This is a genomic window from Acinetobacter sp. RRD8 (assembly GCF_031844225.1).
Taxonomy (GTDB): Bacteria; Pseudomonadota; Gammaproteobacteria; order Pseudomonadales; family Moraxellaceae; genus Acinetobacter.
The window spans coordinates 108,797-121,691 of the sequence record NZ_JAUZUU010000006.1 but is presented as its reverse complement, the minus strand read 5'-3'; the positions used below and the strand labels follow the sequence as shown (position 1 = coordinate 121,691).

Below are 12,895 nucleotides of genomic sequence, written 5' to 3'. Positions count from 1 at the left end.
TTCGAATTGGATTGACTTAATAAATTGTTACAATACAATATGTTCAAAAGTTGTACACATCTTGTAACAAAACGGTAAATATCATGAAAAAACTCGGTTTAGCCACTGCTTTATTATTAGCCATGACCGGTGCTCAAGCATATCAATTTGAAGTTCAAGGTCAATCAGAGTTCATCGACAACACTGCAAATGAACAAGACTTCACTGGTGCAGTTCAAGGTACTTACTACTTCAACAATGTTGATGCTTCTAAAGGTCCTTTAGCTGAAGCTGCTTTTTTAAACCAAGCATCTAATGTTTCTGCTGCTTATACATACGGCGAAGACGGACAAGAATTTGGTGACCGCACTGTGCACCATACTTTCGGTGTAAAAGGTGAAGCGTATATCCCGACTAACGTTGTTCCTGCTTATGCAAGCGCTTCTTATAGCCATACCATCGCGGATAACAAAGCGGGCGACGTAGACGGCAATGGTGACCGTTATGCATTAGAACTAGGTGCATTACTAATCCCTAACTTCTTGGTTGCTGTGGGTTATACCAGCGTTGCTGACCAAACTTCTTATGATGCTTTCAACATGTTTAACAACGGTGTTGCTAAAGCTGCTCTTGAATCTGGCACAATCAATGAAGACCAAGACGCAATCACTGCCCGCACTAAATATGTAGGCGCGATTGACGGTACTAACATGTCAATTGGTTTTGAAAGTGGCCTGGTTTATGGTGAAGATACTGCCTACAACTTAGGTACAACTCTTTTCCTTAACCCACAGTTAAGCGTTGGCGCATCTTATATGGAATCTAGCTTTGCTGGTTCTCCAGACAAAGCTTGGGGCGCGAACGTAAACTACTTCATCACTCCTGCTGTTGCAGTTGGCGCATCTTATGTAAATGCAAATGCTGAAGGCCAAGCACTGGATACACAAACGATTGGTGTAAATGCCAAATTCCGTTTCTAATTTCTGATTAGATTCTGAATCAAAAAAGGACGCATATTGCGTCCTTTTTTATTGTTTTATGACTTCGTTTACTCAGGTGTACGTACCAGACTTAAGAAGTGCAAATGACGTTCATATTGATCAATGATATCCTGCAATAGATCTTCTTGCGTCCACTCCATCACATCATAACCCTGCCCACCTTCTCTTAAAAAGACTTCTGCCTGATAGGAATCTACGCTCGCATTCTCCAGTTCAGCCATAAAGCTTGGACTTAAAGTCTGGGTGGCATTGACCTGATAGATAAAATTAATTTCATCCTGATGATCAACACGGAGCTGTATACCGTCTTCTAGCGGGCTAATCACCACTTGTAATCGGCGCCGTTTCAATTCACTTTGAAAGCTGAGAAATGCCTTATTCACTGTATTGTGAATATACTGCTGCACCTCTTCCTGAGTGTGCGGATAATGCATAATCAGGCCTAATCGCTGTTGCCAGCTGCGCGGATTCTGGATCGCACGCGGGGTAATCCGTGCGGCTTGCAGCGCATGCATTTTGGTAACATCCAGATGTAAGGCTTTGATTAATCCCCAGCACATCAGCAGCATAATGAAGGTAAATGGCAAGGCGCTCATGATCGTGGCCGATTGCAAGGCTTCTAAGCCACCCGCCAGCAAGAGGATGATGGCTAACAAAGCCATGAGCACGGTCCAGAATAGACGCTGCCAGGTCGGTGAATTTTCACTTTTTGCTGTCAGATAATCAGTCACCAATGCCCCTGAATCGGCAGAAGTCACAAAGAACAGCATCACTAGTAAAGTCGCAATGATACTGGTTACTGAGCTAAAAGGCAGATTAGCTAAAAATTCGAATAGAGCCACAGATGAATCACGCTGAACTGCTTCTAGCAAGCTGGTATTGGCTTCATGCATAATGCTATACAGCGCGGCATTGCCCATAAAACCCATCCAGATCAGGGTAAATCCGGTCGGAATCAGCAATACACCCACGATAAATTCACGAATACTGCGCCCTTCCGAGACCCGGGCAATGAACATCCCGACAAATGGCGACCAGGAAATCCACCAGGCCCAGTACATGATGGTCCAGCCGCCAATCCAGCCACTTGGCTGATAGGCATACAGATTAAAGGTCATGCTAAACAGATTAGAGACATACTGGCCGGCATTCTGAATAGTCGTCTGTAACAGATAAATACTCGGACCTGCCACAAAGACAAAGATCAGCAACAGCAGTGCAAGCACCAAATTTAGTTCAGATAAACGTTTAATTCCTTTATCTAATCCAAAAAATACGGAAGTCGCTGCCATGGTACTCACGACAATGATCAGAATCACCTGAGTGCTAGGTGCCTGTTCAACACCAAACAGGTAATTCAAGCCTGAATTGATCTGTGTGACCCCAAAACCCAGTGTGGTGGCCACACCAAATACCGTACCAATAGTGGCAAAGGTATCTACGCCATCTCCAATCGGACCATAGATCTTTTGACCAATCAGCGGATATAAGGCCGAACGAATTTTTAAAGGCAATTGATGCCGGTAAGCAAAATAAGCTAGCGATAGGCCAACCAGCGTATAAATGGCCCAGGCATGTAAGCCCCAGTGGAAAAAGGTGACCCGCATAGATTGTTGTGCAGCCAGTACAGTTTCCGGTTCACCGGCAGGTGGCGTAACATAATGCATCACCGGTTCGGCCACACCAAAGAACATCAGGCCAATCCCCATGCCTGCGGTGAATAACATCGCAAACCAGGAGGCACTGCTATATTTCGGTTGACTATGCTCGGGCCCCAGTTTGATTTTGCCCATATCCGACAGGGCAATATAAGCCAGAAGGATGATAAATATCGCCACCGACAATACATAGAACCAGCTAAAGGACGTGGTAATCCACTGGTTCAGTTGCTGGGTAAAAACTGAAAAAGCATCGGGTGCAAATACGACCAACGCTAAAAATATCGCAATAATGGCGACAGTACTGATAAAAACATTTGGATTGATATTGGCAAAACAGGATGGTTTTGTGGAAGGCATACATCCTCCATTTTTTAAAAATTGGATCGACAAACAGCGTCAAATAATTATTGGTAAGGTCAAAATGATCAGACAGATTCAGTCTATGGGAGCTAGATCTCCTGCTATTTTAGGATGTGACACAAAATAAAGCCGTTAAGTTACTGTAACAAATACAATAAAAGGATGAGTCTCATTGCCCAGGCGGGTTTTCTCTATTTTTCACGTTCTTTTTATGCGGTAGACGTGCGATATATTGCAAGGCAATTAAGCGGGATACAATCAGCGCCAGATACATCACCCCGACAAACATCTGGATAATGGCTAGCATCCGTGCGACCGGACTGACCGGCATGATATCAGACAGTCCTGTTGCAGATTGCACACTGAAACTAAGAAAAATCAGATCCAGCCAGGGTTGATAGGCTTGCAGATCGGGGTCTGAAAAGCTGTACGGCACCAGCAGCTGACAGATACTGTAGAGGAAGGCAAAGCCCCAGGCCAGCAAGGTAAATACTGCGCCAGCGGCAAAGAGTTCATCCTTGGTCAGATAACGGTCATGAAACATATAACGCAGTAGGCCATAGGCTGCACTAAAATAAGCACCAGCTTCAAACAGGTGGGCGGTGACATGGATCCAGGTATAACGCAGTCCCAGCACAATCAGGGAGGAAAAGAGAATTGCGCCGGCGACAAAGCTGAGTCCTAAAATGGTAAACATCGGAGTCTGGCGAATGACTCTGGCAATCACCAGCAAAACCAGAACACCCAGTACCCAGGTTCCCGCCCGATAAGACATGCTTCCATAACTCAATACCGACAAGAGCAAGATCAGCAATTGCAGGCACAACAGCCATGCCGAAGGCAAATGGGTAAAGCTGTTCCAGAACTGCTGCAGAGATTGCTTCATAATGCCCTTCTTGTTGCTATTCTTGTTACTATCTTCATGTAGGGAATACATTGTTATTGTTAACAGCTTTTAACATAGCATGCTCAAAGCCACTTGCAGATATACGCTTTGTATGAAAATTACTGAAATAACACTGCACAAATCCAGCCAGCTCAATGCAATACGGCATTTATCCTAAAGAAAAAACTTGATGATATCTCCATAAAAAAAGCCCCTGACGGGGCTTTTTTAGCGTAGCGCAGATCTTAGTGATCCGATGCGCCTGAGATACCAATACCGGTTTGTGAACGTACAAACTGGGCATCAAAGGCTTTGCGTTCTGCCTGAGCCTGTGCCGAATTATCCGTCACAGAGAACAACCAGCAGCACAAGAATGACAATGGCATCGCGAAGATTGCAGGACCATTGAACGGGTTCACTGGCGTATCAGAAATACCCAAAGTATCGACCCATACTGCTTTAGACAGCACAATCAAGGTTACTGCGGTTACCAGACCTGCAACACCACCAATCACTGCACCACGTGTCGTCAAGCCTTTCCAGAACATAGACAATACCAGTACCGGGAAGTTGGCACATGCCGCAACAGAGAATGCCAGACCGACCATGAAGGCTACGTTTTGTTTCTCGAACAGAATCCCGAGAATCATCGCGAAGATCGCAAGACCTAAAGTCGCAATTTTAGACATACGTAGTTCAGATTCAGGCGTGGTTTGGCCTTTCTTCAACACGTTGGCATACAAGTCATGCGAAATTGCTGAAGCACCTGACAGGGTCAAACCAGCAACGACCGCAAGAATCGTGGCAAATGCAACTGCAGAAATGAAGCCCATGAACAGGTCGCCGCCCACTGCATCAGACAGGTGCACCGCCGCCATGTTATTACCACCCACCAGCTCCAGCTTGCCAGTCACAGCCATTTTCGCAACATCAAGGAATTGCGGGTTGTTCGATACATATAGAATCGCACCAAAACCAATGATGAAGGTTAATAGGTAGAAATAACCAATAAAACCTGTAGCAACTACGACTGATTTACGCGCTTCTTTGGCATCTTTTACCGTGAAGAAACGCATTAGGATATGTGGCAGACCTGCGGTACCAAACATCAATGCCAGACCTAAAGAAATCGCATCAATCGGATTAGATGCCAGACTACCCGGACCCATGATTTTGGTCGCATCTGTCAGGCTCAAGTCATGTACTTTTGAGTAGACACCAATCGCCTGTTCAAACATGTTGGTAAAGCTGAAGCCCACACCTTTCATAACCATGAATGCCATAAAGGTTGCACCAGACAGCAACATCACCGCCTTGATGATCTGTACCCAAGTGGTTGCCAACATACCGCCGAACATCACGTAGGCCATCATCAACAAGCCAACGATCACGACTGCAATGTTATAGTTCAGACCGAATAGAAGTTTGATCAGCTGACCTGCACCCACCATCTGTGCAATCAGATAGAACGCGACCACAACCAGTGAACTTAAAGCAGCCAAGGTACGTACCGGTTTTTCCTGTAGACGGAAAGACACTACGTCTGACAGGTTGTATTTACCCAAGTTACGCAGACGTTCTGCCACCAGGAACAATACGATCGGCCAACCGACCATAAAGCCCAGTGAATACAGCAAGCCATCAAAGCCTGACAGGAACACCATCGCGGAAATACCCAGGAATGATGCTGCTGACATATAGTCACCGGCAATCGCCAGGCCATTCTGGAAACCAGAAATACCGCCACCGGCCGTATAGAAATCTGTGGTGCTGGTGGTTTGTTTCGCTGCCCATTTGGTAATGAACAGTGTTGCACCGACGAAAATCACAAACATGATAATCGCGTGCCAGTTGGTCGCCTGCTGTTCTGCTGCACCCAGATCAGGACCAGCGAAAGCCATACCTGAGGCCATTGCAGTTGCAGCAAGAGCAATAAGAGAATTCCATTTCATCTTAGTGGTGTCCTTTTTCATGAGCAATCGCTTCGACTTCACGGATTGCTTCTTCAGTCAATTGATCAAGTTTGTTATTGGCAATGTAGGAATACACACCACACAAGATAAACGACAGGACAATGATACCCAGACCGAGTGGAATACCCCACGTAGTCACACCACCTGAAATTGAAGACAATAGAAATTCTTTGTTGTAACCAACCAGCAACATGAAACCCACATAGACAAATAGCATAATGCCGGTCAACGTCCAGCTGAGCATACTTTTCTTGCGGACCATTTCCTTGAATTTTGGATTTTGTAGAATACGATCTACTTGTACCTCATCCATAATTACTACTCCTGTAGCCCAACCTTGGGCTGCCTATTTTTTAATTCGAATTATCACTGTTGCAAGTTAACAATAATCGTAGGTGCTTGTAATTTAGACTTTGGTCGTTAAAAAATGATCAATTTAAACTGTAGCGTTCACGATGCGTTATCATAGCGGCATGCTCAGTACACATCAGGCTATATGAACAGTTGGCTCATCATAGGGGTACTCGCCCTCTATATCGCATTACTCTTTATCTGCGCTTTCTACGGGGAAAAACATGCCAGCCGGCTGAGTACCCGTGGGCGTATGCTATTGTTTAGTTTAACTTTAGGAGTGTACTGCTCCTCCTGGACCTTTTACGGCGCCACGGGTGCTGCGGTACGTGAAGGGATTATTTTCCTGCCGATCTATCTGGGTCCGCTACTCTTTGTTGCTGTCGGCTATGACATCTGGCGCCGTCTGGGACGGGTGAGACAGCATCATGCCATTTCTTCGATCGCTGACTTTGTCGCAGCACGCTATGGTAAAAGTGGTCCCCTCGCCTCGCTGGTAACCATTCTGGCGGTGGTAGCGATTGTGCCTTATCTGGCCTTGCAGTTACGTGCGATTGCCTTAAGTGCCGCCGTCATCCTGGAACCTTCCGCAGGTGTAACCGGCACGACCAATGGCGTGCTGTTTCTGACTGGGGTTCTGGCGATACTGGCGATGATGTTTGGTACCCGGCAGATTGCCAATACTGAACAGCATGGCGGGTTGATGCTGGCCGTGGCATTTGAGTCTTTTGTTAAACTTTTTGCCCTGTTGGCAGTTGCCTGTTTCTTTATGTTTGAAGCACCAGAAAATCTGGCACAGATCAGTAGCGATATCAGTACCACTTTTCATGATGTGCAACTGTTTGGCGTACCACAAAGTTTCTGGATTCAGACCTTGCTGGCGGCACTGGCCATTATCTGCCTGCCGCGCCAGTTCCATGTAGCGGTGGTTGAGCTGCGCGATGAAAAACATATCCGCGGTGCGCGGCGCTGGTTTGCGGTCTATTTGATTCTGACTACCCTGGCGATTATTCCCATTGCCAGCTGGGCGCTACATGCTGCACCACAATACCTGGCCATTCCGGATGTGGCGGTACTCTCTTTGCCACTCAGCTATAATCAGGACTGGCTCACTTTATTAGCCTTCTTGGGTGGTTTCTCTGCCTCTACCGGGATGCTGCTGGTGTCTTCCGTGGCACTGTCAATCATGCTCAGTAATGACCTGATCATGCCGGCGTTGTGGCGCTTAAAGCTGATTTCCCGGCATGACAAACGCTTGCCGCTGGTACTGAAATTTACCCGCAGGGTCTGTATTCTGGGCGTGATGTTGATGGGCTTCCTGTTCTTCAACTTCTTTAATGATATTGACCAGCTCTCGGTTTTTGGTCTGCTGGCATTTAGTGCGGTGGCACAATTCGCCCCTGCCCTGATCGGTGGCCTGTACTGGCGTGGCGGTAGTAAACAGGGTGTCTATGCCGGACTGTTGACCGGTTTTGCCTTGTGGGCTTATACCCTGCTGTTTCCGACCATTTTGCGCAGCCTGCCCGAAGCCTATAGCAGCTTTAGCCAAAGCTTGCTGAATCAAGGTCCTTTTGGCTGGAACTGGTTAAGACCGGAAGCCCTGATTGGTTTTGAGTCTTTTGATCCGCTGACGCATGGAGTAGTCTGGGCACTGGGCTTAAATACCCTGCTGTATATCTGGATTTCCCGTATTTTCCGTCCGAGTATTGCCGAACAGATTCAGGCCGAAAGTTTCTTCTATTATGAAACCAAGCCACTACCCTCGCAGAGTCCTTCTACCGAGGTCAGCTATTCGCATCAGGATGTCGCCCGTTTAAAAGTCGGTGACCTGATTACCCTGGCCAAACGCATTACCGGTGAAGGGCCCACTACCCGCGCTTTTCAGCAGTTCTGCACCCAAAACAGTGTTGAACTGAATGAAAACAGCAGTGCCAATGGCATGTGGTGGCGTTTCACTGAGCAATATCTGGCGGGGACTATCGGGGCAGCCTCGGCACGTACCCTGTTGACCACAGCTATGGTTAATAATGGTTTGGCATTGGGTCAGGTCGCCAATATTCTCGATCAGGCCTCGCAATGGCAACGCTTTAATCAGAACCTGATCATGACCATGATTGATCACATGACCCAAGGGGTCAGCGTAGTCGATGAAAACATGTGTCTGGTCGCATGGAACAATCAGTATCTGAAACTGTTCGATTATCCGACCGATATTGTCTATGTCGGTTGTCCAATCGCAGACCTGATCCGTTATAACGCTGAACGTGGTGAATGTGGCCCGGGCTCGGTTGAAGAACATGTACGGAAACGGATTCACTGGATGCAGGTCGGCAGTGCCCATGAATTTGAACGGATTCGTAAAGATGGCCGCGTCATTCAGATGCGCGGCAATCCGATCGAAGGCGGCGGGTTCGTTACCACTTTCGCCGATATTACTGCCTTCCGTGAAAATGAAGCCGTGCTTGAAGCCCGCGTTCAGGACCGTACCCAGCAGCTGGCCCATGCATTGTCCGAGCAGCAACTGGCGCGTGAACAGGCCGATAAGGCCAATATGTCAAAAAGCCGCTTCATTGCAGCCGCCAGTCATGACCTGTTGCAGCCAATGCATGCCGCGCGCCTGTTCAGTACCGCACTCGAACAAAGCGTGCAGAATGATGAAGACCGCAAGACCTTACAACAACTGGATCGTGCTTTGCATGGTGCAGAAAGCATGTTGTCTGCCCTGCTGGATATTGCCCGACTGGAAGGCGGCACCATTCAGCCGAAACGTCAGGCTTATCCGCTGCATGACCTGCTCAGCGATCTGGAACTCCAGTTCAAATCCATCGCTGCACAGCGTGGTATCAAGTTCAGTGTGCATGATGCACAGTTCTGGATTGATACCGATCCACAATGGATTCGCCGCATTATCCAGAACTTTGTCAGCAATGCGTTGCGTTATACTGCCAGAGGTAAAGTGGTGGTCGGTGTATTACGTTCGAGCAGCAGACCGAATCATATCCGTATTGGCGTCTGGGATACTGGCCCGGGCATTGCCGAAGAACAGCGCATCAAACTGTTTCAGGAATTTGAACGTTGCGGCCACACCTCGCCTTGGGGTGAACAGGGTCTGGGCCTAGGTTTGGCGATCGTACAACGCATGACCAGCATGCTGGACTATCCGGTACATGTGTCTTCTGCGCTGGGTAAAGGTTCCTGCTTTATGATTGAAGTGCCTGTGATCGAAGCACCAAAAGTTGTCGCAGCACCGGTTCAGGCCGTACCTTTAAAGAGCAAGGCCTTTAAGATTCTGTGTCTGGATAATGATGAAACCATTCTGGAAGGCATGTCGACCTTATTGACCAAATGGGGCTATCAGGTGTTTAAAGCCACTGAACCTGAACAAGCAGCCATGCTGATTCAGCAGGAAAATATTCAGGTCTGGCTGGTGGATCAACATCTGAATCAGGACAAGATCGGTCTGGATTTCATTCTGGAACATCGTTCGAAGGATATTCCGGTCGCGTTGATTACCGCCGATTCCGATCCGGAATTGCCGCAACGTCTAAAAGAGCTAAACATTGTTCTGCTGAAAAAACCGCTGAAACCGGCCTCATTACGTTCATGGTTATCTGGACTGAAAATTTCCGACTCCTAAGTAGATAACGATCTGATCAATGCCCATTTCACACCCTGAAATGGGCATTTTTTATACTCAACTGCCACATAAACTTACCTAGCTTGCATAAAATTTATTCTAATGTGCTAAAAGCAGCAAATATGCCGAAAATACAGCTGAATAAATTGACCAAAATGCTCATTTTTTAATTCACTATGGCAAAAACTGACGAATGTATTAATGTACATGTGTACACTTAGTTACAATTAATTATCTTATTGTTTTTAATAAAAATTAAAGAGTAATTTTCCACTACTATAACTTTAGTCGTATTTTTATCCCTTGTACTTGGCTCTAAAAATAGAGGAATAAGAAACGATCAGTTTCCATCTCATGTAGCCTTAATTTTTTTGGTCGCTGATCTATTTCTGCATATCGGAGTTCTTCACATGAACATAGATCAAAACCAAGGCCTGAATCAGACCCAGCAGTTTCACCGTCAATATGGCGCCAACGCCTTATTGCCAAGCATTGACTGGGCACAGATCTTTAAATACAGCAAGCTGAATGATGCCCAGTATCAGGCACTGGAAACGCTGTATCAGAGTGCAGTCCCCCTGGCACTGCAAGTCTTTGATGAATTACATTTTGATGTCTTCGAACCTTATGCCTACAAGCCGCAAGGTCTGGGCCTCTTTGAAAAGATTGCTGAACAGGAAGACAAGCTGATTCAGTCTTTAGAAGCTGAAACAGAGGATCTTCCGGCAAAAACCCGTCATCAGATCTGGAGCATGTTGCTGCGTGGTGGCGCAGTACTGGTCTTTAAGGCCTGGCTGGGTAAGGTCAAAAATGAAGAAGATTGCCTGGACACCAGCCAGTTCGATGAGCTGTCTGATCTGTTATTTATCAAAACCTGCCCACATGAGCTGGCGCAGCGTTTACATGTCGACCCGAATACGCGCGACGAACATGTCTTCCTGATGTATGACAATGAAGTTTATCTGGATCGTTTTAACAGTCTGGAAACTGCAGCGCTGTTTGTCGATCTCGGTGTTTATGATGCGACTTTCCTGAGTCTGCGTGATGATCACGTGGCGGAATATCTGAAATCGAAAGGTTATGTCACTGAAGAGCAGATTGATGAATTGCAATGTGCCTTAAATCCTTTGTTTTGTGATGATTTCACCCGCAAACAGGATTATATCGCCTAGCTGACTCAGGCCTTTGCACTACAATTTTGCAGATTTCGCCCATAAAAAAAGACCTCCAAGGAGGTCTTTTTCAATTCGGCTATGCAGAACTTACATTTTGCGGTCTTCAATATTCAGTGCATTAATGGCCAATACCGCTTGCGTCCGGTTTTGTACGCCAAGCTTACGGAAGATTGCAGTCACATGTGCTTTAATCGTCGCTTCTGACACATCCAGCTCATAAGCGATCTGCTTGTTTAATAAACCTTCAGCCACCATCATCAATACCCGGAACTGTTGCGGCGTCAAAGACTGGATCCGTTCTGCCAAAGCCGTTTCATCGGCAGCACGCGGATCAAAATTCATATTGGCTGGCAGATTTGGCGGTAACCAGATTTCACCTTCTAGCACTTCACGAATCGCTTCACCGATATGGCTTGGGTGAGCAGATTTAGGAATATAGCCCATCGCACCATGCGCGATCGCACGCTGGATGATGCTGACTTCTTCATGTGCAGACACAACAATAATCGGTAAAGACGGATACTGTGCGCGGACATGCACCAGGGCAGAAAAGCCGGAAGCGCCCGGCAGGTTTAAATCCAGCAGCACAAGATCAGGCTCAGGGCCATTTTCTAGACGTTCATAAAATTCATTGACTGCCGCAGTTTCATGAATCTGGGCTTGTGGCAGGCTATAACGTACAGCTTGAATCAAAGCATGACGAAATAGTGGATGATCATCAACGATTAAAATATTCATAGGCAACGTGAGAGAGATCTTGGCACGGTAGTCCCTATTCTAACCACACAACCCGGTTAAGGATATGCAAGACACTACAATTTTTAAAATAATATGCAGTTTTTCTTCAAAATTGCCCATTTTTGCACTATTGCAATAATTGTTTAATTCTCATCACTTTTTTATATATCACTTATTCCTCACTGAAAAAGCTTATCTTTGTTCAATATAAATATAAATATCATTCACTTACCCACAAAACCTTCCTTAAAAATCAGGCCTTTGTCGTATATCGCAAAATCAGATAACTTTTCAGCTTTTCGTTATTTTACAGCCCTTCGCTGAATCGGGATTAATAGGGTCATTCCGAGATTATCCCTATTTTTCAGGTTCTAAATATGTCTAATTTTAATGCGCAAAAACCCTTAAATATTGTTGCCGTATCTGGCGGTTTAAATCATCCCTCAAAAACCGAAGCCTTGGTTCAGGCCATTCTGGATGAGCTGGGTGAAGCGACACCGATCAATGTGCATTTCATTAAATTTAGCGAAATTGGTTCGCTCTTGGGCGGTGCAATTTACCGCAATCAGTTGCCACAACGCGTTCAGGATGACCTGGCAGCAGTAGAAGCCGCAGATGCGCTGATTGTGGGCACTCCTGTGTACCGCGCTTCATTTACCGGCCTGTTCAAGCATTTCTTTGACTTTGTCGAGCAAACGGCGCTGGTCGATGTTCCGGTATTACTGGCGGCCTCTGGTGGCAGTGACCGTCATGCGCTGGTGCTTGAACATCAACTGCGTCCCTTATTCAGCTTCTTTCAGGCACAGACTTTACCGATTGGGGTCTATGCCACCGACCGCGATTTCACCCCTGAATATACTATTCACAGTGAATTGCTCCGCGACCGGATTACCCTGGCTGTGGCGCGTGCATTGCCGATTCTTGAATGGGCACCAGCCAAGGGACAACGTGCTGAAGTCATCAAAGAAAAAACCATTCAAGCGAGTCAAAATCTGGGCATTAACAAGCAGATCGAACAGGAAGAAGTGCTGCCTTCAGCAGCCGTGCCGAGCCTGGATGCCGCAGAATCGCGCTTGCACAGCAAGAAAGCACCAAAGACTCAAGTGGCTTGAACACAGCATTGCAGAGGGTGAT

The 12,895-nt window shown here is 46.6% G+C and carries 9 protein-coding genes; 4 read left to right on the top strand and 5 right to left on the bottom strand.

Going from position 1 to position 12,895, the window contains the following annotated elements; genetic code table 11:
- Positions 1–83: 83 nt before the first annotated feature.
- The gene (gene omp33-36, locus Q9R24_RS08335; RefSeq protein ID WP_224217009.1) at positions 84–959 is read left to right on the top strand and encodes a porin Omp33-36; all 876 of its coding nucleotides are present in this window, start codon (positions 84–86) and stop codon (positions 957–959) included.
- Between the two features lie 68 nt (positions 960–1,027).
- Here omp33-36 and Q9R24_RS08330 read toward each other — a convergent pair whose 3' ends face one another.
- The 4 genes from Q9R24_RS08330 to Q9R24_RS08315 all read right to left on the bottom strand — a co-directional run bounded on the left by Q9R24_RS08330 (position 1,028) and on the right by Q9R24_RS08315 (position 6,173).
- Complete coding sequence (locus tag Q9R24_RS08330) at positions 1,028–2,998, bottom strand: choline BCCT transporter BetT (RefSeq protein ID WP_311204031.1); 1,971 nt, start codon at positions 2,996–2,998, stop codon at positions 1,028–1,030.
- Positions 2,999–3,170: 172 nt separating this feature from the next.
- Positions 3,171–3,887 (bottom strand): ion channel, encoded by a 717-nt coding sequence (locus Q9R24_RS08325; RefSeq protein WP_005105364.1) that lies wholly within the window; start codon positions 3,885–3,887, stop codon positions 3,171–3,173.
- 245 nt (positions 3,888–4,132) lie between these two features.
- Positions 4,133–5,839 (bottom strand): cation acetate symporter, encoded by a 1,707-nt coding sequence (locus Q9R24_RS08320; protein WP_004647269.1) that lies wholly within the window; start codon positions 5,837–5,839, stop codon positions 4,133–4,135.
- Position 5,840: 1 nt separating this feature from the next.
- Positions 5,841–6,173, bottom strand: a complete 333-nt coding sequence (locus tag Q9R24_RS08315) for a DUF485 domain-containing protein (RefSeq protein ID WP_004281374.1) — start codon at positions 6,171–6,173, stop codon at positions 5,841–5,843.
- A 183-nt stretch (positions 6,174–6,356) separates the two neighbouring features.
- On the opposite strand from Q9R24_RS08315, the gene Q9R24_RS08310 reads away from it, so the two are divergent.
- The gene (locus tag Q9R24_RS08310) at positions 6,357–9,848 is read left to right on the top strand and encodes a PAS domain-containing hybrid sensor histidine kinase/response regulator (RefSeq protein ID WP_311204030.1); all 3,492 of its coding nucleotides are present in this window, start codon (positions 6,357–6,359) and stop codon (positions 9,846–9,848) included.
- Between the two features lie 410 nt (positions 9,849–10,258).
- Positions 10,259–11,020, top strand: coding sequence for a hypothetical protein (locus tag Q9R24_RS08305; protein ID WP_311204029.1), 762 nt, complete (start codon positions 10,259–10,261; stop codon positions 11,018–11,020).
- Positions 11,021–11,110: 90 nt separating this feature from the next.
- On the opposite strand, the gene Q9R24_RS08300 is transcribed toward Q9R24_RS08305, so the two are convergent.
- On the bottom strand, positions 11,111–11,761 hold the full coding sequence (locus tag Q9R24_RS08300; RefSeq protein WP_004281370.1) for a response regulator transcription factor: 651 nt from the start codon (positions 11,759–11,761) through the stop codon (positions 11,111–11,113).
- Between the two features lie 377 nt (positions 11,762–12,138).
- On the opposite strand from Q9R24_RS08300, the gene msuE reads away from it, so the two are divergent.
- Positions 12,139–12,873 carry an FMN reductase gene (msuE, locus tag Q9R24_RS08295; protein ID WP_004281368.1) on the top strand — a complete coding sequence of 245 codons (735 nt, stop codon included), beginning with the start codon at positions 12,139–12,141 and terminating at the stop codon, positions 12,871–12,873.
- The last annotated feature ends 22 nt before the right edge of the window (positions 12,874–12,895 follow it).